Raw genomic sequence first — 22,204 nt, 5'->3', positions numbered from 1 at the left:
CGTGTCAATCAACTGCCATCAGATAGGATGATCATGCGCGGATCATTGCGCCGCTCTGGCGCATTCAATCCATCGCAAGGAGTTGCCGTGCGTCGTCTAGGTTGGGTCGTTTTTGTCGTGGGGACATTGGTGATGACTGCCGCTATCCAAGCTCATGAAGCACCGATTGCAAAGAAGGTGCTGGTGATCGGCCATCGCGGCGCGAGCGCGCTGCGGCCGGAACATACGCTGGCCTCGTACGGCAAGGCGATCGCCGATGGGGCGGATTTCATCGAGCCGGATCTGGTGATGACGCGCGACGGCGTGCCGGTGGCGCGCCATGAAAACGAGATCAGCGGCACCACCGACGTGGCGAAGCATGCGGAATTTGCCGCGCGCAAAACCACCAAGACCGTCGATGGCGAAAAAGTCACCGGCTGGTTCACCGAAGATTTCACGCTGGCCGAGTTGAAGACCCTGCGTGCCCGCGAACGTTTGCCGGAGTTTCGCAGCACCGCGTACGACGGCCAGTTCCAGATCCCCACGCTGGACGAAATCATCGACTTCGTGGCTGCCGAGTCGGCCACGCAAGGTCGTCCGATCGGCATCATCCCGGAGATCAAGCACGGCACGTATTTCCAGAAGCTTGGCATGCCGATGGAGGATCGCGTGCTGGCGATCCTGGCCGCTCACGCGTACACGCGCACGGCGCCGGTGGAGATCCAGTCGTTCGAGATCGCCAACCTGCGTTATCTGCGCGGAAAGCTGGGCAAGGATCATCCCAATATCCGCCTGCTGCAGTTGCTCGGCGATGCGAACGAGCAACCCTATGACGTGGTGGCCGCAGGCAAGCAGCTGAGCTATGCGCAGATGATGACGCCGGCGGGGCTGCGCGAGATCGCCGCTTATGCCGATGCTATTGGGCCGTCTGTTCGCTCCATCATTCCGCTGGCTGCGGATGGCAGCCTGGGCCGTCCGACGGCGCTGGCGCATGACGCGCATGCGGTGAAACTGGAGCTGCATCCCTATACGTTCCGGCCGGAGAATTTCTTCCAGGCGAAGAATTTCTGGAAGGGGAGTGACCCGAAGACGTTCAACGAAGCGGGTTCGATTGCCGAGATTCGGGCGTATCTGGATGCGGGAGTGGATGCGTTTTTTACCGATGATCCGGCGATTGGGCGGAAGGCGTTGGATGGGAGGTGATCGGGCGCTCTTTGACCCCCGGATAATGCGCCTTCCGGGCCTACGGCCCTGCCGGTGCGGACAGGCTCCGTTGTAGGAGCGCACTTGTGCGCGACCAGCCAACGGAGCGGTACACCCCAGCGCGGCGTGTCGCGCACAAGTGCGCTCCTACAAGGGGTAGGTACGCTGGTGGGTCACGGATTGCAGCGTGCGCTCCTATAAAGGGTTCGCTTGCTTTGGGTGCGCCGAGGGCTGTTTGTGGGAGCGCACCCTGTGCGCGACAGTCACGCCTGGGTGTACCGCTCCGTAGGGTTGTCGCGCACAGGGTGCGCTCCCACAGGCGAGCAGGCACGGCAGAGGGCAAGGCTCACAAACCCTCCATCCCGCCAAATTTTTTGCACCGCGACAGGGCCCCGGAGGCCATTGGTTCTACCATTGGTGGCATCAATGGATCGGGGAATCCATGCATGTCTGTTTCAAACGCCACGATGAGGTCGGCCTCGTCGCTATGGACGGGTCTCGCCGTGCTGCTGCTGGCGCTGGGTGCGATCGCTGGGGCCACATTCGCAACCGCCGGTGAGATCGACGGCTGGCGGTGGCTGCACTGGGTCTGCAAGCCGCTGGCCACCCTGTTGATCCTGGCTACGGCCTGGCGGGCCAAGCCGGCCGTGTCGACGCGCTACCGGCGCTGGATCGTGGCCGGCATGGCGTGCTCGCTGGTCGGCGATGTATTCCTGATGCTCCCGCAGGACGCCTTTGTGGCGGGACTGGTGTCGTTTCTGCTGGCGCACGCCTGTTTCATCGTGGCGCTGCTGGGAGACAGCCGTTTCGCCGAACGTCCCTGGGGCATGCTGGCCTGTGTCGCGTACGGCGTGTTCAACCTGTGGGCGCTATGGCCCTCGTTGCCGGTGCCGCTGCATTTGCCGGTGGTGGTCTATGTGCTGGTGCTGGCCTGCATGGGTGGCCAGGCGGTGGTGCGTGAGCGCAAGCACGCCACCGATGAGCTGGCGACCTCGGCCCACTGGTCGATGATGGGCGCGCTGATCTTCATGCTCAGCGATACACTGCTGGCCTGGGATCGCTTCCGCTTCGTCATACCGCTGTCGACGTTGTGGGTGCTGGTGACCTATTACACGGCCATGTGGTGTCTGGCGCGGTCGGTACGCGGAGGTGTTGAGCGGCGATGAACATGCAGGAAATCATCATCACCTGGGCGACACCGGTGTTCTTCGCCCTGATTGCGCTGGAACTGCTGGTGGCGAAGCTGCGCGGTCGCCGCGTCTATCACGGCAGCGATGCGATCAACAGTCTCGGGCTGGGTGTGATCTCGCAGATCGTGGCCGTCTTCAGCAAGCTGCTTACGCTCGGCATCTATGCGTGGTGCGTGCAGCGCTTCGCCCTTTTTGCGTTGCCCGCGAACAGCGTATGGGTGTGGATCTCCGCGCTGCTGCTCTATGATTTTTGCTACTACTGGCTGCATCGCGCGGGCCACGAGGTGAACATCCTCTGGGCGGCGCACGTGGTGCATCACCAGAGCGAGGATTACAACCTCTCCACCGCGCTGCGCCAGACCGGCAGCGGCGTGTTGCTGGGCTGGTTGTTCTATCTGCCGATGGCCATCCTCGGCTATCCGCTGGAAGTGTTCGTGGTGGTGGCGCTGATCGATCTGCTCTACCAGTTCTGGGTGCATACCGAACTGGTCGGGCGGCTGGGCTGGTTCGATCGCGTGTTCTGCTCGCCGTCCAACCATCGCGCGCACCACGCGGTGAACGATCGTTACCTGGACCGCAACTACGGCGGCATCCTGATCGTGTGGGATCGCATGTTCGGCACCTTCATCGAAGAAGATGACACCGATCCGCCGATCTACGGCACGCGCTCGCCGTTGCGCAGCTGGAACCCGCTATGGGCCAACGCCGAGGTGTATTGGGCGACGGCCAAAGACGCCTGGCATGCCCGCCGCTGGCGCGACAAGCTGCTGGTGTGGCTCAAGCCGCCGGGCTGGCGTCCTGCGGATGTGGCCGAGCACTTTCCCAAGCCGGCCTTCGATATCCAGCGCGAGCGTTTTCTGCCGCCGCTCACTCGCGGGTACATGATTTACAGCCTGGTGCAGTTTGCGTTGCTGCTGGGTATGGCGGTGCAGTTTCTCGATCTGGCCAAGCATTTGCCGGCGGCTGCATTGATTGGCTATGCCGTTTTCCTGGTGCTGAGCCTCGCCGCGCTGGGAGCACTCACGGAGGGTCGTCGCTTGGGCGTCGGCCTGGAGCTCGCCCGCCTGCTGGCGACTGCGGCGGTCCCGCTGCTTACCGGTGGCTGGTTCGGTGCACCGCAGCTGGCGGCCGGGCCGCTGGCTGCCCTGGTCGCCGTTCCGGCCATCAGCGCGCTGGTGCTGGCCTGGCTGGCGCTCTCGACTGCAGGGCGCGCAGGCGCCGGAAAACCCATCCCCGGCTAGGACCTATGGCACTCCCCCGCAGCTGCAGCATGGCAGGGGCGGGGGCATTCGCTATGATCGCGGCTCGTTTCCCGGGGATGAGCTGATGGGTTTCCTTGATAAGTTGGTGCGCCACAAGCCTGTGGAGCTGTTGCAGGCGGAGGCCGGCAAGCGTGGCGATTTCCGTCGCGTGTTGGGTCTGTGGCAACTCACCGCCATCGGTATCGGCGGCATTATCGGCGTCGGCGTGTTCGTGCTGGCGGGCAAGCAGGCGGCGATCAACGCCGGACCTGCGGTGGCCATCTCCTTCCTGATCGCAGGCATTGCCAGCGCCGCGGCAGCACTGTGCTACGCCGAATTCGCCGGCATGATTCCGGTGACCGGCAGCGCCTATACCTATGGTTATGCGGTGCTCGGCGAACTGGCCGCGTGGCTGATCGGTTGGGATCTGTTGCTGGAGTACGCCTTGATCGTCGCGGTGGTGGCGATCGGCTGGTCCGGCTATGTGCAATCGGCGTTGACCAGCATGGGCATCACGATGCCTCTATGGGCGCAAGGCGCCATCGGCACGGGCGAAGGGCACGTGTTCAACGTGGTCGCCGCGCTGGTGACGCTGGCGGTGGCGGCGCTGCTGATTTTCCGCACCGAGTGGGGCGCACGCTTCAACACGGTGGTGGTGGCGATCAAGGTCGCGGCGGTCGCGCTGGTGATCGGCGTCGGCGTTTTCTATATCAATCCGGCCAACTGGGTGCCCTTCATCCCTGCGCGCGTGATCGGCGCGGACGGCGTTGGCCATTTCGGATACCAGGGTGTCGGCGCGGCGGCAGCGGTGGTGTTCTTCGCCGTGTTCGGCTACGACACGTTGACCACGGCGGCGGAGGAATCGAAGAATCCGCAGCGCGACCTGCCGCGTGCGGTGCTGTTGTCGCTCGGCATCTCGATGGCGATGTACCTGGCGGTGTCGATGGTGCTCACCGGCATCGCGCACTACAGCACGCTCAATACCGATGCACCGGTGTCCGATGCCTTCAAGGGTTTGGGCCTGCACTGGGTGGCGCTGACGGTGTCCATCTCGGCGGTGTTCGGCCTGCTCAGCGTGCTGTTCGCCTTCATGCTGGGCGCCACGCGCATCTGGTTTGCGCTGTCGCGTGACGGCTTGCTGCCGGGCTGGTTTGCCCACGTGCATCCGCGCTACGGCACGCCGCATCGTCCCACCATCGTGCTCGGTGTATTCACCGCGCTGGTGGCTGGCCTGCTGCCGATCGAGGAAGTGGCCAAGCTGGTGAACATCGGCGTGCTGTCAGCCTTCATCGTGATCTGCACCTCGGTGATGATCCTGCGCAAGCGCAAGCCGGATCTGCATCGCTCCTTCCGTACGCCGTGGGTGCCGCTGATCCCGCTGATCGGCATCGCGTTTTCCATCTGGCTGCTGGCGGAACTGCCGGCGGTGACGTGGAAGGTGTTCCTGATCTGGGTGAGCCTTGGATTGCTGGTGTATCTGGGTTATGGCATTCGCCATAGCAAGTTGGAGAAGATGCAGTAGCGATCGATTTGCCTGTGTAGGAGCGCACTTGTGCGCGACCCAACCTGGCGACAGCCTGCCAGTCCGCGGTCGCGCACAAGTGCGCTCCTACAAGGGGATGGCCAGTCCGTGGCGCCAAAAAAAACGGCCGCTTTCGCGGCCGTTTTTTGTTTCCACCGTCAACCGACGCTTAGAACTTCACTTCCACCGAAGCGGAGTACGTCGCCACATTGGCATTGGTCTGCGGCTCTTGCGCGCCGTCGCGACCGTACTTGATGTGGTAGTTGTCGTAATTGATGCCGAGCGCCACGTTCTTGGTGACGTCGTAACCCACGCCGGCGCCGGCGTACCAGCCGTTGTTCCAGCTGCGCTCGCTGGCGGTGGTGTCACCCACGGTGACTGCGCCGGTGGTGCGCGAGCGCAGGTAGCCGCCGTGACCGGTGACAAACCAGTTGTTGTAGAAGTTGTACTTGCCGGTCACGCCGATCTGGCCGACGCGCGGCTTGGCCGAGGTGCTGGCGAAATCGAAGTCGTTCTTGACCTTGCCCAGATAGGCATAGCCGATTTCAGCGCCGACGATGCCGTTCCAGCGCCAGCCGAAGCGCACGTTCTGGAACACGTCGGTCTTGTCCGAGACACCGCCGAGACGGTAGTTGCTCTGGCCCAGGTTGCCGGCAACAAAGAAATTGTCGAGCTGGTTGGATTCGTCAGCCTTGGCAGCGAAAGGCGCAACAGCGACCACGGCCAATGCGGCCGCAAGAAGAGTCTTGTTCATGGAATGCTCCATCTATTTTTGTGACCCGTCGCGACAACAGGGGGAAATGTCGCTACGGTCCGCGCGGGGATCGCGGTGAAAAAAGAATACGGGTTTTTAACGCGCTGAAAACCCGTGAACGGTTTTGCGGAAGGGCGATGTTCAGACACTTCCATGACCAATGGCAGGGGGTGCGATATGTCAACGCGCATTAGCATCAGAGATTCATGTTTCGTGCAGCTGCATCATGTGCACGACTGCTTATCCCAGGGGGAATCTCTTGAAAGTTTCGCGTCTCGCTTCCGCCATCCTCGCTTCGGCCGTTGGCCTGGGCAGCTTTGCGGCACTCGCCGATGTGCCTGCGCCGCAGGACATTCCGTTCAATGGCACGCTGAAGATCAACGTCGACGCGACCGATCTTGCCCACCGCGTTTTCCGCGTGCACGAAACGGTGCCGGCGCAGGCGGGTCCGCTCACGTTGCTGTATCCGCAGTGGCTGCCGGGCAATCACTCACCGACGGGCCCGATCGACAAGCTCGCTGGCCTGACCGTGAAGGCGAATGGCAAGGTCATTCCCTGGAAGCGCGATCCGCTCAACGTCTACGCCTTCCACGTGGACGTGCCCCAGGGAGCGAACGAAGTACAGGTGGAGTTCCAGTTCCTTTCCGCGCAGGACCTCCGCCAGGGCCGCGTAGTGATGACGCCGGAGATGCTCAACCTGCAGTGGAACTCGGTATCGCTGTATCCGGCCGGTTATTTCGCCCACCAGATCAAGGCCGAAACCAGCGTGACCTTCCCGGCTGGCTGGCAGTACGGCAGTGCACTCGAAATGGCCTCGCGCAACGGCGACACGGTGACCTTCAAGCCGATCGACTATGACGATCTGGTCGACTCGCCGATTTTCGCCGGCAAGTACTTCAAGCGAGTGGATCTCGATCCGGGTGCCAAGACGCCCGTGTTCCTCAACATCGTGGCGGACGATGCGAAATTCCTCGAGATCAAGCCCGAGCAGCTGAAGGTGCACCAGAACCTGGTGCAGCAGATGTACAAGTTGTACGGCGCCCATCACTACGATCACTACGATTTCCTGTTCTCGCTCAGCGACAAGATGTCGGGCATCGGCCTCGAACATCACCGTTCCAGCGAAAACGGCGTGGGCACCGGTTACTTCACCGAGTGGGACAAGAACATGACCATGCGCGACCTGCTCTCGCATGAGTTCAACCACTCGTGGGACGGCAAGTACCGCCGCGGCGCCGACCTGAGCACGCCGAGCTTCAACGTGCCCATGCAGGACAGCCTGTTGTGGGTGTACGAAGGACAGACGCAGTTCTGGGGCTATGTGATGGCCGCGCGCTCGGGCCTGTGGAAGCAGGACCAGGCGTTGGACATGCTGGCCAACGTTGCCGCCACCTACGATCGCGGCCGCCCGGGCCTGCAGCAGTGGCGCAACATCCAGGACACCACCAACGACCCGATCATCGCGATGCGCCGCCCGCTGCCGTATCGCAATTACCAGATGAGCGAGGACTACTATTCCGGCGGCCAGATGATCTGGCTCGACGTGGACGGCAAGCTGCGTGATCTCACCAGCAACAAGCGTTCCATCGACGATTTCGCCAAGGCGTTCTTCGGCGTCAAGAACGGCGATTGGGACGTCAACACCTACACCTTCGACGATGTGGTGAAGACGCTCAACGATATCGCCCCGTACGACTGGACGAGCTATCTGCGCGAGCGTCTGGACGGCCACGGCCCGATCATCGGCGGCTTCGAGGCGAACGGCTGGAAGCTGGTCTACAACGACAAGCCTTCCGACGTGGCCAAGGCGATGGAAACGCGCGCTGGCGGCGCCAACCTGACTTATTCGCTGGGCGTGTCGATGGGCAAGGCCGGCGACATCGTCGACGTGCTGTGGGACGGCCCCGCCTTCAAGGCAGGCCTGTCGCCGGGCATGAAGGTGATCGCAGTCAACGGCAAGGAATATTCCAGCGACGCCATCAAGGACGCCGTGACGGCTGCCGCGAAGGACAAGAACCAGCCGGTGGAATTGCTGGTGAAGAATTTCGACGAGTACAAGACGCTGCGCGTGGATTACCACGATGGATTGAAGTATCCGCATCTGGAGCGGATCGAAGGCAAGGCGGATCGTTTGTCGGAATTGCTTAAGCCGCGCTGAGGCGCGCCGCTTGTCGCCGCTCTCCCGGCGGGCTCCGGGGTTTTTTCGACAGGACATCCGTGTCCTGTCGAAAATCTGGCCGCATCCACGTGGTCACCCTGCGGGCTTTCCTTCACCCGCCCGCCGCGTCACGCGGGACCCCGTGGAGCGAGAGCCACATCAAGAACCGAATCACGCCCGGCATCGCCGGGCGTCTTCTTTTTGTAGGAGCGCACTTGTGCGCGACCAGCCGGAGCGATGCACCGCGACGCTGCGGTCGCGCACAAGTGCGCTCCTACAAGGGTGACGCAGGTATGGGGATGGCGGATCAACCTTGCCGGTCGGCTCTTTGTGGGAGCGCACCCTGTGCGCGACAAACCTACGGAGCGGTACACCCCAGCGTGGCCGTCGCGCACAGGGTGCGCTCCCACAGACAGGCCGCCACGCCATGGCCGACGGGTTAAGGCCGAAGCGCAGCGAGGCCCCGCTTTAAGTCCTCAGCGATTCGGGCGCGTTGCGCAGCGCTTGGAAGTACCCCCTGTGTACCCTCGGAGGTTGTCCCATCAGACGCGCCTCGAGCGTTCGGGCTTATCCCAACACGATGCTGCGGGCGTTTTAGGCCATTCTCTTTGGGTTACTTTCGACGCGAAGCTAGTCCCGAGGGATCTCTTGGGCCAGCAAGAGAAAAGTGACTCGGTCGGCGGCAGCCGTTCGAAACGCCCGCCGCGTCCCGCAGGGACTAGCTTCGCGTCGTAGGCGGCACCCTGGCCTCGAGGCGACAACTGAACACCGAAGCTCTGCAATCCGGCCTACACCGGAATGACAAGCAAAGGGGCGGCTCGCGCCAAATCGACCACGCGCCACACCAACAAACCCACCCCGCCCCCACATGGGCTCCCGCCCCCAACTCCGCTATACTGCGCCCTCGCCGTGCCCCGGAGCCCCGGTTCCACGCACGCGCCGACGCTCATGCGCCCGTAGCTCAGCCGGATAGAGTAGTGGCTTCCGAAGCCATTGGTCGGGGGTTCGAATCCCTCCGGGCGCGCCACCTCCTAAGCCTGTGTCTGCCCTGCGGGCAGCATCGTCCAAGTCGCTATCGCTATTGGCTGCTGGCATCGCGATGCCTCATGCGTTCCAATGAGGCGCCATGGACACGAGTAGCGAGCCGTGCAGCGACCTGAGGTAAAGGCCTTCTTCGACGAGTCGACCAACACCTTCAGCTACGTCGTGGCCGATCCGGCGACGCGCGAGGCGGCGGTGATCGACAGCGTGCTGGACTATGACGCAGTCTCCGGCCGCACCCGGCGCGATTCGGCCAACGCCATGATCGACTTCGTCAAGGCGCAGGGGCTGGCGCTGGAGTGGGTCATCGATACCCATGTGCATGCGGATCATCTTTCCGCCGCGCCTTACGTGCAATCCGTGCTCGGCGGAAAGCTTGCCATTGGCGAGCACATCCGCGAGGTGCAGGAAACATTCGGCAAGATCTTCAACGCCGGCGACGCATTCCAGCGTGACGGCAGCCAGTTCGATCATCTGTTCAAGGACGGCGAGCGTTACCGCGTCGGCAGCATCGAGGCAGTAGCGATGCACACGCCAGGCCACACGCCCGCGTGCATGACGCATGTGATCGGCGATGCGGCCTTCGTCGGCGACACCTTGTTCATGCCGGACTACGGCACGGCGCGTTGCGATTTTCCCGGTGGCGACGCGCGCACGCTGTACCGTTCCATCCAGCAGCTCTTTACCCTGCCGGACGCAACCCGCGTATTCCTGTGCCACGACTACAAGGCGCCGGGTCGCGATGTCTTCGCGCATGAAACCACGGTGGGCGAAGAGCGCCGCGCGAACATCCACGTGCGCGCAGGCAGCGATGAAGACGACTTCGTGCGCATGCGCAGCACACGCGATGCGACGCTCTCGATGCCGCGGCTGCTGCTGCCAGCGGTGCAGGTGAACATGCGCGCGGGTCGCTTGCCGCCCTCGGAAGACAACGGCATCAGCTATCTGAAAATTCCGCTGGACACCTTGTGAGCGCGGCAGCAGTTACTCAGCGCGAGCCCTGCGAGTGACATAGCTGTTTCTCGAAGGCCTTCACCTGCTGATCGGCTTCGTCGCGCGCGATGCCGTAGCGCTGCTGCAGTTTGCCCGATAGATATTCGGCATTGCCTTCGGCGATTCGCAAATCGTCGCTCGTGAGTTTGCCCCAGTGCTGCTTGATCTGGCCGCCTATCTGTTTCCACTGGCCCTGGATATTGCGCTGTTTCATGACAAATCCTCGATGGATGGCCCATCGTGCCGTACGCACCACGCTGCAATTCAAGCAAGCCGCGAGTTAAGTCCACGTGCCATCGATGTAGTGGTTTTGGCCGGATTTCACCCCCTCCGCAACCGGTTGAGACGGCGTTCGCATTGCGTCGACACGCGGGATGCGTCGATGCTGTCTCGGGCGCTCGCGCGACGAGGGGGAGGGCGGCATGTTCCTGCCTGGGCCGTGAGCGTCTGCGGGCTGCTGGTGCCCGCCTTTCAACCTCAAGGAGGGTCGCGACTATGAGTTCCATCCTGCATCGGGGCGTCAGCCGCACGGGCTGGCTGCTGGTGTTCTACGGCGTCATCTCCATCCTGTTTGGCATCAGCGCGCTGGTATGGCCGGGCGGCACCGTGATTGCGCTGACCTGGGCGTTTGGCGTGATGGCCCTGGCGGAGGGCATCATCAGCGTGTTCGCCCTGTTCAATCGCCATCTGGCCATGTCGCGCGGCTGGCTGATCGTGTACGCGGTCGCCTCCATCGTGTTCGGGTTGCTGGCGATCTGGCATCCGCTGGCCGTGGTCAATGTGTTGCTGTTGTTCCTGGCGGCGTGGCTGATCGTGGCGGGCATCTACCGCATCGTGTTCGCCATCCGCGTGCGCAAGGAGATTACCGGCGAGTGGATGATTGCCTTGAGCGGCGTGCTGGCCATTCTGCTGGGCGGGCTGTTCGCCGCTTATCCGGTGGCCGGCCTGCTCACCGTGGCGATCTGGATAGGCGTGGCCGCACTGGTGTACGGCGTGCTGCAGGTGATCGCGGGCGTGCGCGTGCACAAGTGGAAGCGTGCCTTGTAGCCATCTCGCGCAGCCACAAAAAAGGCGCCGTAAAGGCGCCTTTTTCTTGCGTTACGACCGGCCTAGCTGCGTACTTCGAAATCTTCCGTGGCCACCGGCCTGCCGTTGAGCGAGATCACGACCTTGTACTTGCCCTTGGGCCAGGCATTGGGGTTCTGCACCTTGAACGTCGTGATCGCCGGGCCGTCGGTGGCGATGGATTCGCTGGTGCTGCTGAATGCCTCGTCCTTGCCGCCGACGTAGCTCCACTTGGCGTTCAAGGTGGCGTTGTCGGTGGTGCCGATGGTGGCCACGCTGGCATAGATGGCCTGGTCTTCCGGCGCGAAACGTCGCTGTTCCTTGCTGATGGCATGCGCTGCGTCGACCTGGCTGCCGAGGGTGACGGCGGCCACCTTGATCTCGCCGCCGCTCTGTATGCCGGCCGACTTGCCGGTCGTCTCCGCCGGTGCGGGCGCGGTGCTGGTTGGGGATGGCGCGCTCGAGGGCGGCGACATCGGCGTACTGGCCGGCGGTGCCGGGGCGGCGGGCGCGGGGGCACTGGTCGCGGGTGCGGTGGGCGTGGTGTTGGACGCTTCCTGGTTCTTGCCGCAGGCGCCCAGCACGAGCAGTCCGGCAAGGGTCGCGCAGTACAAGGCCGTTTTGCGTGGCTGGATATTCATGACTGACCCCGTGGCTGGTGGCGGACATACCCGGCGGGTGAGGCCGGGCGCATGGCCATTGCGAGGCTAGCTTCCGCGGTCTGAAGCTGCGATTACCGCGGTTTCTGCATCCACGCCACCTTCACGGCGGCGACTACTGGCGCGCACCGCGCGGGTTGCCGGGGCGCTCGCTGCCGGTGCTGCGATAGGGGTTGATGTCCAGGCCGCCGCGTCGCGTATAGCGCGCATAGACGCTGAGACGCTGCGGGCGGCAGCGCTCCATCACATCCACGAAAATCCGCTCGACACATTGCTCGTGGAATTCGTTGTGGTTGCGGAAGGAAACCAGATAGCGCAGCAGGCCGGCGTGATCGATCGGCGCGCCGTGGTAGTGGATCTGCACGCTGCCCCAATCCGGCTGGCCGGTCACCGGGCAATTGGAGCGCAGCAGGTTGGAGACCAGCACTTCCTCGATCACGGGTGCATGGTCGTTGGTCATCAGATAGTCCGCACGCGGCGGGCCGTAGTCGTCAATCTCGATCGCTAGCTCGTCCACCAGGGTGCCCGCGAGGTCCGTGACGGCGTGTCCGCGCGCCTGCGCGTGGCTCAGCGTCACCTCCACCGGGGCGCCGGCAGCGGCCGAGAGATCGCGCACCAGGATGGTCGCCAGGCTGTGGCTGTCGGCCATGCGTTCCTGCGAAAAACCGTTGAGGTAAAGCTTGAACGACTTGGACTCGATGATGTTGGGCGAGCTGGCCGGCACGCGGAATTCCGCCAGTGCCACTACCGGCTTGCCGCGATCGTCCAGCCAGGACAGCTCATAGGCGTTCCAGACATCCTCGCCGTGAAACGGCAGCGGCTCGGACACGCCGATCTCGTCGCGCTTGCCCTGGCGCGGGATGGGGAACAACAGGGAAGGGTCGTAGCGGTCGGCGTAGACGGTGGTCTTGCCGAGCGGGGAATGTTCGGGGGTGCTCATGAGGCCATTGTACCGCCTCGCGCCGCCGCTCCCGGCCTCGCGGCCGGCCCGTTCGCATGAAGATGCGCCGGCGCCCATGACCACTGACCCGGTTCATCCGGCGTCGCGCTGCCTATATTGTCGGGTTCAGACCGGTGAGCCTTGAGGAAAACGCCTGATGAAGAAACTCGTCCTGGGCTGCGCCGTTGCGGCGGGCCTGATTGCAGCTGGCGCCCTGTGCGCGCCGGCCTTTGCCGACGGCACGGACGCCGCGTTCGATCCCCAGGCCTTGTTTGCGCCGCTCACGCTGCCCGATGCGGCCAATGCGTTCCGCGATGGTGCGGGCAAGCCGGGGCCCCAGTTCTGGCAGAACCGCGTGGATTACGCGATCCAGGCAAACATCGACCCGGCCTCGCACACGCTGCGCGGCGATGAAACCATCACCTACACCAACCACAGCCCCGATGCGCTGGACGTGCTGTGGGTGCAGCTGGACCAGAACATCTATCGACGCGACTCGCGCGGCACGCTCACCTCGCCGCGCCCGCGCAACGACTTCACCGACGGCTACCAGATCGAGGCCGTTGAGGTGGACGGCAAGCCGGTGCACTTCCTGGTCGACGACACGCGCTTGCGCGTGGACCTGGCCCAGGCGCTGGCCGGCCACGGAAAGCAGGCCAAGCTGCGCATCCGCTACCACTACACGGTGCCGGGCACCTGGGGCGGTCGCACGGCGGTCACGCCGACCAAGAACGGCGATATCTACGAGATCGCCCAGTGGTTCCCGCGCATGGCCGTCTACGACGATCTGCGCGGATGGGACACCCAGCCCTACCTCGGTTCGGAGTTCTATCTGGAATACGGCGATATCGATTACGCCGTCACCGTGCCGTGGAATTACATCGTGGCCGGCTCCGGTGCGCTCACCAATCCCAGCGAGGTGCTCACCGCCGCGCAACAGCAACGCCTTGCGCAGGCAGCGCAGAGCGATAGCACGGTGATGATCCGCTCGCCGCAGGAAGTGAACGACCCCGCCAGCCGTCCGAAGCAAAGCGGCACCCAGACCTGGCGCTTCCACATGGAGCACACCCGCGACATCGCCTTCGCCGCATCGCCTGCCTTTGTGTGGGATGCCGCACGCATCAACTTGCCCGACGGCAAGCACGCGCTGGCCATGTCGGTGTATCCGGTGGAAGGCGTGGGCAAGGACAAATGGGATCGCTCCAGCGAATACGTGAAGGGCGCGATCGAGCACTTCTCCTCGAAGTGGTATCCGTATCCGTGGCCGGTGGCGGTCAACCTCGGTGGTCATGGTGCCGGCATGGAATACCCCGGTATCGTGTTCGACGGCTTCGAGGACAAGGGCCCGATGCTGTTCTGGATCACCGCGCACGAAATCGGACACACGTGGTTCCCGATGGTGGTGGGCTCCAACGAACGCCGCAACGCGTTCATGGACGAAGGCTTCAATACCTTCATCGACGTGTATGCCTCGGACGCGTTCAACAAGGGTGAGTTCGCGCCCAAGCGAGACAGCGAGTACGCGCCCAAAGGCGGCAATCCGGTCGATGAGATCCTCCCGCTGCTGGCTGATCCCAACGCGCCCACGCTGATGGCGCCGGCCGATTCCGTCGCCGAGAAGTACCGCCATCCGGTGAGCTACTTCAAGGGCGCACTCGGCCTGGTGCTGCTGCGCGAGCAGATCCTGGGGCCGGACCGGTTTGATCCGGCCTTCCGCAAATACATCGCCACCTGGGCGTATCACCATCCCACGCCGTCGGATTTCTTCCGCTTCATGAGCAGCGAAGCGGGCGAGGACTTGTCGTGGTGGTGGCGCGGCTGGTACCTCAACAACTGGCAGCTGGACATGGGCATCAGCGCGGCGAGCTATGTCGACAACGACCCGGCCAAGGGCGTGCAGGTGACCCTGGCCAGCAAGCAGAAGCTGGTGATGCCGTCGACGCTGCGCATCGACTACGCCGACGGCAGCCACGAGGACGTGCCTGTGCCGGTGGAAGCATGGAGGCAGAGTGCGACGCCGAAGCTGGCGTTGCATACGAGCAAGAAGATCGCGAAGCTCACGCTGGATCCGGAGCACAAGCTGCCGGATGCGGATCGGGGGAATAACAGTTACGCCATGCCGTGATATCGGCAAAGCCTCTACTACCCGTGATTCCGGCGCAGGCCGGAATCCAGTAGCGTGAGACTCCATCAGTGCCTCGCTACGGGATCCCGGCCTGCGCCGGGATGACGCTGTAGGAGGGCAAGGAAATCCCCTTGAGCGCGACGACACCAAGGCACCGAGAACCATGACCATCGCCAAACACTCGCTTTCGGCCGCCATACTGCTCTCGCTCGGTTGCCTCGGCACTGCTCACGCAGCATCCGGCGACGCCTCCCGCTGGAAGAACGAAGCCGCCGCCGTCACCATCACCCGCGACGACTGGGGCATCGCCCACGTACACGGCAAGACGGATGCGGACGCCGTGTTCGGCATGGCCTATACGCAAGCCGAAGACGACTTCAACCGCGTCGAGACGAACTACCTCAACTCGCTGGGCTGGCTCGCGCAGGCCGAAGGCGAGCAGGCGATCTGGTCCGATCTGCGTCAAAAGCTGTGGATCGACCCGGCCGAGCTGAAGCAGCAGTACGCGAAAAGTCCTGCGTGGTTGCGCGAGCTGATGAATGCCTGGGCCGACGGCCTCAACTACTATCTGGCCACGCATCCGGACGTGCATCCGCGCGTCATCACGCATTTCGAACCGTGGATGGCGCTGAGCTTCAGCGAAGGCAGCATCGGCGGCGATATCGAACGTGTCTCGTTGAAGGATCTGCAGGCGTTCTACGGAAAGTCCACCGACGCCGTGGCCTTCGTCGATCCGCCGTCGAGCTGGGCCGAGCCCACCGGCTCCAACGGCATCGCCATCGCGCCGAAACTCACGGCCGATGGCCACGCCTTGTTGCTGATCAATCCGCACACCTCGTTCTTTTTCCGATCCGAGCTGCAGATGAGCAGCGATGCGGGACTGGACGTGTATGGCGCGGTGACCTGGGGCCAGTTCTTCATCTACCAGGGTTTCAACAAGCACATCGGTTTCATGCATACCTCGACCACCGCCGACGTGGTGGATGAGTTTGCCGAGACCATCGTGCGTGACGGCGACAAGATCGGTTATCGCTACGGCAAGGAAGTACGGCCGGTCACCGCCAAGCCGATCACCGTGCGCTACCGCAAGCCCGATGGATCGATGGCGCAGCGTACGTTCACCACGTACGCCACACACCACGGTCCGGTCGTGCGCACAGAGGGCGACAAGTGGATCGCCACCGCGCTGATGAACAAACCGATGGAAGCGCTGGAGCAGAGCTGGCTGCGCACCAAGGCAACTGACTTTACGAGCTTCATGAAAATCGCCGAGCTCAAGGCGAACTCATCGAACAACACGATTTTCGCCGACGACAAGGGTGAGATCGCATACCTGCATCCGCAATTCATCCCCAAGCGCGACAACCGTTTCGATTACACCAAGCCGGTGGACGGCAGCGATCCCGCCACGGACTGGCAAGGGCTGCTGCCGCTGGACGCCGCACCGCATCTGCTCAATCCGGCCAACGGCTGGATCATGAACACCAATGACTGGCCGTATTCCGCGGCGGGCCCGGATAGCCCCAAGCGGGAAAACTATCCGCGCTACATGGATAGCGTCGGCGAGAATCCGCGCGGTATCCACGCCACCATGGTGCTGAGCGACAAGCGCGACTTCACGCTGCCGTCGCTGATCACCGCCGCATTCGATTCGTATCTGCCGGCGTTCGCGCGGCAGGTGCCGATCCTGCTGAAGGACTACGACGCGCTGCCGGCGAACGATCCACTGAAAAAGAAACTCGCCGGCCCCATCGCCTTGCTGCGCGGCTGGGACTATCGCTGGGGCATCGCCTCCATGCCCACCTCGCTGGCGGTGTTCTGGGGCGATACCTTGTGGGACAAGGTCGACAAGTCGGACGTATCCGAAGGGCTCTCCGTCTACGACATCATGGCTGAGCGCGCCGGGCCCAAGGCGCGCCTCGAAGCGCTGGCGGAGGCGTCCGATCGCCTGCAGAAGGACTTCGGCAGCTGGGGCGTGCCGTGGGGCGAGGTCAATCGCTACCAGCGCATCAACGGCGACATCCAGCAGCCGTTCGACGACAGCAAACCCAGCATCCCGGTGCCCTTCACCTCATCGCGCTGGGGCTCGCTCGCTTCGTTTGGTGCGCATCGCTGGCCGGGTACGCGCCGCTACTACGGCACCAGCGGCAACAGCTTCGTCGCAGCGGTGGAATTCGGCGACAAGGTGCGCGCACGCGCCATCACGGCGGGTGGCGAAAGCGGGCATCCGACATCACCGCACTTCAATGATGAGGCCGAGCGCTACACCACAGGCAACTTGCGTGCCGTGTATTTCTGGCCGGAAGACCTGCAGGGGCACATCGAGCGCACGTACCATCCGGGCTCGTAATCACGCTCGATAGGCACACAAGCGAGCGCTTACACGCATCGCTTGCGTGAGCCCGCGCGCGCGTGCGATGCGCGTCGGTGTCGCCAAAGCGCATTTTTTGCGACTCTTCTTTCGACCTCATGAATCCCCGGCCTTGCTGCCGATTCATGCGACGCCGCTGCGCGGGGGAGAGACGCGTTGCCGGCGGTCGTTGAGGCCGCAAGTGCGAGACGCGTTTGCGTGTGATCTGAGAATTGGATTGGGTTGATTCGCTGCGGCACGCGCGGCGCGGGGTGGATTTGTCTTCGCGGAGGGTCACGGACGATTCCCGCGATCGAAGGAGACATCAACGTCGAAGGCTCGACGCATCGAGGCGCCGCCACGGTGGGATTCCGACAGGACGTCACGGGATCACTTCGACCCAGGCATGTATGGGGAGTTCATATGGAACGTCATACTCGCAAGCATTGGCTCATCGTTTCCCTGTTGATGGCGCTGTCCGCGTCCGCCTCTGCGGGCAACACGGGCGCGTCGCCGCCTTCGGATCGCTTCGACTTGAGCCCGCTACAGAAAAATCAGAGCTGTACCGGCTTCATCGTCACCTACAAGGACGGTAGCGCCGAACGCCGCAACACCGCGATCGCGGTGCAGAACGTGAGTGCAGCGGTGTCGCGCGCGAAGCTGGCGGCGGGAACACGCGCCGCGCCGCGAGCGCTCAAGGTGAGTTACGCCCGCAAGCTGGCCACCGGCTCTGATCTGGTGCATACCGACCGCGCGCTTTCGGCAGGCGAGGCGGCCACGCTGATCAGGCAGATCGCCGCCGACCCCGCCGTTGCCTACGTGGAGCCGGAATACATGCTCCAGGCCGTTGAAGACCTGCGGCCGGACGGTGCGATGGCTTTCGGTGCTCCCAATGACCCCAATTACGCGGTCTACCAGTGGGATTATCTGGCGCCTAATGGCGCGGGTTTCTTCGACCGCGCGCTCAGCGCGAACGTCGCCAACTGGGGCGCCGCCAACATCCAGCAGGCATGGGCGTTATCCAGTGGCTCTGGCGTCACCATCGCGAGCCTCGACACCGGTGTTACCAACCACCCGGACCTGAACCTCTCGCTCGCCAACGCCGGCTACGACTTCATTGTCAGCGCCGCTACCTCAGGCCGCGCTACCGATGGCCGCGTGCCCGGTGGCTGGGATACTGGCGACTGGATCCCCGCGGTGAATCAGTGCGGCATGGGCGCACGCAAGAGCAGCTGGCACGGCACGCACGTATTCGGCACGGTAGGCGGCGAGAAGACCAACAACGGCGTCGGCCTGGCGGGTACGGCCTTCGGTGCACAGGTGGTTCCGGTACGCGTGCTCGGTCATTGCGGTGGTACCAATGCGGATATTGCCGATGGCATTACCTGGGCGTCGGGCGGCAGCGTGCCGGGCGTGCCGGCCAATGCGCATCCCGCGCAAGTGCTCAGCCTGAGCCTGGGCGGAGCCAGCAAGTGCGCGTCGAGCACTGTGCTGGGCCTGGCGATCACCGGTGCGGTCGGCCGCGGCGCTACCGTGGTGGTGGCCGCCGGCAACAGCAACGCCAACGCCGCGAACTTCTCGCCGGCCAGCTGCGCTGGTGCGGTGGTCGTGGCAGCCACCGGCATTACCAGCTCGCGTACGTTCTACTCCAACTACGGGTCGATCGTGACGGTGGCGGCGCCCGGCGGCGGCGTGTACAAAAACGATGCATCGAGTGGCTCGCAGACCACCACGGGCTTCATCTGGTCCGCGCTCAACGCCGGGACCACGACACCCACCACGCCTACCTACGGCACCATGGCAGGCACCTCGCAGGCCACTCCGCATGTGGCTGGCGTGGTGGCACTGATGCAAAGCTATCGCCTTGCACGCGGCAAGGCCCTGCTGACGCCCGCGAAGATAACGGAACTGCTGAAGTCCTCCGCCACCGTGCCGCACGTGCCGCCCAGCCCAAGCACGCCGATTGGTGCGGGCATCGTCAACGCTTATGCCGCTGTGCAAGCGGCCGGTAATCAGCCGTGATCAACGGCGGGACCGATGCTTCCCGCATCGGTCCCGCTCACCGCTTGTTTCGTATCTGTCGCCTGTTGTGAGTCGTCGGGGGACGGGCACGCACCGCGGCTACAGTAAGAGTGGCAACAGTGATCAAGGTTTCGTCGCCGCGGTGGAGTTTGGCGGCAAGGTCCGCGATATCACGTCGGGTGGCGAAAGTGACCATCAGGCATCGCCGCGCTTCAATGATGAGGCCGAGCGTTACAGCACAGGCGACTTGCGTGCGATGTATTCCTGGGCGGACTATCTGAAGTCGCACGTCGAGCGTAGCTATCACCCGGGCGAATAAGAGAGCTTCATCCATGATCCGAGATGCATTGCCCGAAGATGTCGAGCCGATCCGCCTGTTTCTCGCCGCCAACGGCTGGGCGCATCGCGTGGAGGACGCGCCGCGGTTTGCCCAGTTGCTGCAACAGTCCCAGCGCACGGCCGTCTGCATGGACAACGGCGCGGTGATTGGCTTCGCACGTGCCATCACGGACGGACTGTCCAATGGCTATCTGTCGATGGTGGTCGTGGCGTCGGGGCATCGCCGGCAGGGCGTTGGGCGAGCGTTGGTGGAGCACATCACGCGCGACACGCCGGACATCACCTGGGTACTTCGCGCTGGGCGCGATGGCGCGGCCGAATTCTTTTCCGCCCTGGGATTTCAGCCGTCACTCGTGGCGATGGAGCGCTGCCGCCGCGGAAGCTGAGCGATGACGCACCACTCTTCACGGGTTGGCGCGGTGCCCTGCAGGCGCGACCGTCGATGCGCATCGCTTGTGTGAACTTGATCACATAAGCGTGGCATGCCCGCGCCGGTGACGGCAATTATTTGCGATTCCTTCACCGATGCCATGAATCAATGGCACGGTCGCATCTTCATGCGACGTGGCTGTGCGAGGGGACAACAAGCGCGCGCCACCCATGAGTGACCTACGTTGCTGGCGGCTCCTGGAGCCGCCGGAGCGGTGAGCGTTTGCCTTGGCGGTGGGGATTACCGGTTTCGTTGATTCGCTGCGTTACGCGCGGCGCGGGTTCGTCTTGTCTTGGCGGCGGGTCATGGATGACTCCCGCGATCGCGGTAAACATCAACGTCGAAGGCTCGACGCATCGAGGCGCCGCCACGGTGGGATCCCGACAGGACGTCACGGGATCACTTCGACCTAACCCAAGCATGGGGAGTTCGAAATGGAACGTCATACTCACAAGCGTTGGCTGGTGGTTTCCCTGCTGATGGCACTGTCTGCCTCCGCGTCTGCCGCCGAGTTCGGCACGTCGCCGCCGCCCTCGGCCAATTTCGATGTAAGTCCATTGCAGAGCGATCAGAGCTATACCGGTTTCATCATCACGTACAAGGACGGCAGCGCCGAACGCAGCAACGCTGCCATGGCGGTGCAGAACGTGGGCGTGGCGGTATCGCGCGCAAAACTGAGCGCGGGAACGCTCGCCGCGCCGCGTGCGCTCGCCGTGCGATACGAGCGCAGGCTGGCCACCGGTGCCGATCTGGTGCACACCGACCGCGCGCTTTCAGCGACCGAGGCGGCCACGCTGATCCGGCAGATCGCCGCCGACCCCGCGGTTTCCTTCGTGGAGCCGGAATACATGCTCAAGCGCGTGGACGGCATTCGCCCAGCGGGCGCCGCCACCTTTACGGTGCCCAATGACCAGTACTACGGGGCCTACCAGTGGGATTACCTGGCGCCCAGCGGCGCGGCGTTTTTCGACAACACGCTCAACGCAAACGTCGCCAACTGGGGCGCCGCCAACATCCAGCAGGCATGGACGCTGGCCGATGGCACCGGCGTGACGATCGCCAGTCTGGATACCGGCGTCACCAATCACCCGGACCTCAATCTCTCGCTCGCCAACGCAGGTTATGACTTCATCACCAGCGCAGCCGTGTCGGGCCGCTCCACCAACGGCCGCGTGGCTGGCGGCTGGGATACCGGCGACTGGACCACGGCGAACCAGTGCGGCTCGGGCCAGCCCGCCGAGAGCAGCAGCTGGCACGGCACGCACGTATTCGGTACGGCAGGTGGCGAGATCACCAACAACAGCACGGGCATGGTGGGTACCGCCTTCAACGCGCAGGTGGTGCCGGTGCGCGTGCTGGGTCATTGCGGCGGTTCGAACGCCGACATCGCCGATGCCATTACCTGGGCGTCCGGCGGCACCGTGTCGGGCGTGCCTGCCAATGCGCATCCGGCGAAAGTGCTCAGCCTTAGCCTGGGTGGATCGGGCACCTGCCCGTCGAGCAGCGTGCTGGGCACGGCGATCACGGGTGCGATCGGTCGCGGTGCCAGCGTGGTGGTGGCCGCCGGCAACAGCAACGCAAATGCCGCGAACTTCTCCCCGGCCAGCTGCGCAGGTGCGGTGGTGGTGGCCGCCACCGGCGTTACCAGTACTCGCGCGTATTACTCCAACTACGGCAAGATCGTGACGCTGGCCGCACCTGGCGGCGGCGTGTACAAGAACGACGCATCGAGCGGCACGCAGGCCACCACTGGCTTCATCTGGTCCACCATCAATGCAGGCACGACCACGCCGACCACGGCAACCTATGGCGGAATGGCTGGCACCTCGCAGGCCACGCCGCACGTGGCAGGCGTGGTGGCGCTGATGCAGAGCTATCGCGTCGCGCTCGGCAAGGCCCTGCTGACGCCGGCGCAGGTCACCCAGTTGCTGAAGTCCTCGGCGACGGTGCCGCACGTGACGCCAAGCGGCAGCAAGCCGATCGGCTCGGGCATCGTCAACGCCTATGCCGCCGTGCAGGCGGCCGGTAGCCAGCCCTGATCGACCGCGGGGCCGATGTTCCCCGCATCGGTCCCGCTTTCCACGCGCCTGCCATGCGCCATCCGTCACGGGTGACGGAACGAGGTTTTACGGTAAGGTGCGGGCAGGGGGATATCGCAAGACCGTGGCGCAACGCGCGGCGTCGGGCTGTCCG

17 protein-coding genes and 1 tRNA gene are annotated in these 22,204 nt (G+C 64.0%); 14 read left to right on the top strand and 4 right to left on the bottom strand.

The annotated features are described in order from the left end of the window. Positions 1-132: 132 nt before the first annotated feature. From AC1DE1_RS19740 to AC1DE1_RS19725, 4 genes are all read left to right on the top strand, one after another. Positions 133-1,182, top strand: a complete 1,050-nt coding sequence (locus AC1DE1_RS19740) for a glycerophosphodiester phosphodiesterase (protein WP_477175171.1) — start codon at positions 133-135, stop codon at positions 1,180-1,182. A gap of 446 nt (positions 1,183-1,628) precedes the next feature. Beyond that, positions 1,629-2,348: a lysoplasmalogenase gene (locus AC1DE1_RS19735; protein WP_477175170.1), complete on the top strand. Its 720-nt coding sequence runs from the start codon at positions 1,629-1,631 to the stop codon at positions 2,346-2,348. After that, complete coding sequence (locus AC1DE1_RS19730) at positions 2,345-3,613, top strand: sterol desaturase family protein (RefSeq protein WP_477179274.1); 1,269 nt, start codon at positions 2,345-2,347, stop codon at positions 3,611-3,613. The genes AC1DE1_RS19735 and AC1DE1_RS19730 overlap by 4 nt, the downstream gene beginning before the upstream one ends. An 85-nt stretch (positions 3,614-3,698) precedes the next feature. Beyond that, complete coding sequence (locus AC1DE1_RS19725) at positions 3,699-5,135, top strand: amino acid permease (RefSeq protein ID WP_477175168.1); 1,437 nt, start codon at positions 3,699-3,701, stop codon at positions 5,133-5,135. Positions 5,136-5,304: 169 nt separating this feature from the next. On the opposite strand, the gene AC1DE1_RS19720 is transcribed toward AC1DE1_RS19725, so the two are convergent. Then, a complete protein-coding gene (locus tag AC1DE1_RS19720) occupies positions 5,305-5,889 on the bottom strand; it encodes an outer membrane protein (protein ID WP_441605601.1) in 585 nt (194 codons plus the stop codon). A gap of 259 nt (positions 5,890-6,148) precedes the next feature. On the opposite strand from AC1DE1_RS19720, the gene AC1DE1_RS19715 reads away from it, so the two are divergent. The 3 genes from AC1DE1_RS19715 (at position 6,149) to AC1DE1_RS19705 (ending at position 10,060) form a co-directional block, all read left to right on the top strand. Then, entirely contained in the window at positions 6,149-8,047 is a 1,899-nt protein-coding gene (locus AC1DE1_RS19715) for a M61 family metallopeptidase (RefSeq protein WP_477175167.1), read from the top strand. A 950-nt stretch (positions 8,048-8,997) separates the two neighbouring features. Then, positions 8,998-9,074, top strand: a tRNA-Arg gene (locus AC1DE1_RS19710). A 119-nt stretch (positions 9,075-9,193) separates the two neighbouring features. Beyond that, complete coding sequence (locus tag AC1DE1_RS19705) at positions 9,194-10,060, top strand: MBL fold metallo-hydrolase (RefSeq protein ID WP_477175166.1); 867 nt, start codon at positions 9,194-9,196, stop codon at positions 10,058-10,060. 16 nt (positions 10,061-10,076) lie between these two features. Here AC1DE1_RS19705 and AC1DE1_RS19700 read toward each other — a convergent pair whose 3' ends face one another. After that, complete coding sequence (locus tag AC1DE1_RS19700) at positions 10,077-10,295, bottom strand: CsbD family protein (protein ID WP_441604934.1); 219 nt, start codon at positions 10,293-10,295, stop codon at positions 10,077-10,079. Positions 10,296-10,576: 281 nt separating this feature from the next. On the opposite strand from AC1DE1_RS19700, the gene AC1DE1_RS19695 reads away from it, so the two are divergent. Beyond that, a complete protein-coding gene (locus AC1DE1_RS19695; protein ID WP_441604933.1) occupies positions 10,577-11,128 on the top strand; it encodes an HdeD family acid-resistance protein in 552 nt (183 codons plus the stop codon). Positions 11,129-11,190: 62 nt separating this feature from the next. On the opposite strand, the gene AC1DE1_RS19690 is transcribed toward AC1DE1_RS19695, so the two are convergent. After that, positions 11,191-11,787 (bottom strand): hypothetical protein, encoded by a 597-nt coding sequence (locus AC1DE1_RS19690; RefSeq protein WP_477175165.1) that lies wholly within the window; start codon positions 11,785-11,787, stop codon positions 11,191-11,193. 133 nt (positions 11,788-11,920) lie between these two features. Beyond that, the gene (gene queF, locus AC1DE1_RS19685; RefSeq protein WP_477175164.1) at positions 11,921-12,745 is read right to left on the bottom strand and encodes an NADPH-dependent 7-cyano-7-deazaguanine reductase QueF; all 825 of its coding nucleotides are present in this window, start codon (positions 12,743-12,745) and stop codon (positions 11,921-11,923) included. A 157-nt stretch (positions 12,746-12,902) separates the two neighbouring features. On the opposite strand from queF, the gene AC1DE1_RS19680 reads away from it, so the two are divergent. The 6 genes from AC1DE1_RS19680 to AC1DE1_RS19655 all read left to right on the top strand — a co-directional run bounded on the left by AC1DE1_RS19680 (position 12,903) and on the right by AC1DE1_RS19655 (position 22,050). Beyond that, positions 12,903-14,870: a M1 family metallopeptidase gene (locus AC1DE1_RS19680; protein ID WP_477179273.1), complete on the top strand. Its 1,968-nt coding sequence runs from the start codon at positions 12,903-12,905 to the stop codon at positions 14,868-14,870. Positions 14,871-15,033: 163 nt separating this feature from the next. Further along, entirely contained in the window at positions 15,034-17,220 is a 2,187-nt protein-coding gene (locus AC1DE1_RS19675; RefSeq protein ID WP_477179272.1) for a penicillin acylase family protein, read from the top strand. Positions 17,221-17,643: 423 nt separating this feature from the next. Beyond that, the gene (locus AC1DE1_RS19670; RefSeq protein WP_477175161.1) at positions 17,644-19,242 is read left to right on the top strand and encodes a S8 family serine peptidase; all 1,599 of its coding nucleotides are present in this window, start codon (positions 17,644-17,646) and stop codon (positions 19,240-19,242) included. Between the two features lie 67 nt (positions 19,243-19,309). Beyond that, positions 19,310-19,561, top strand: a complete 252-nt coding sequence (locus AC1DE1_RS19665) for a hypothetical protein (protein ID WP_477175160.1) — start codon at positions 19,310-19,312, stop codon at positions 19,559-19,561. Positions 19,562-19,574: 13 nt separating this feature from the next. After that, entirely contained in the window at positions 19,575-19,967 is a 393-nt protein-coding gene (locus tag AC1DE1_RS19660; protein WP_477175159.1) for a GNAT family N-acetyltransferase, read from the top strand. A 478-nt stretch (positions 19,968-20,445) separates the two neighbouring features. Beyond that, positions 20,446-22,050, top strand: coding sequence for a S8 family serine peptidase (locus AC1DE1_RS19655; protein ID WP_477175158.1), 1,605 nt, complete (start codon positions 20,446-20,448; stop codon positions 22,048-22,050). The last annotated feature ends 154 nt before the right edge of the window (positions 22,051-22,204 follow it).

This window comes from Dyella sp. 05T440 (assembly GCF_056395965.1).
This window is presented reverse-complemented; position numbering and strand designations above follow the sequence as displayed.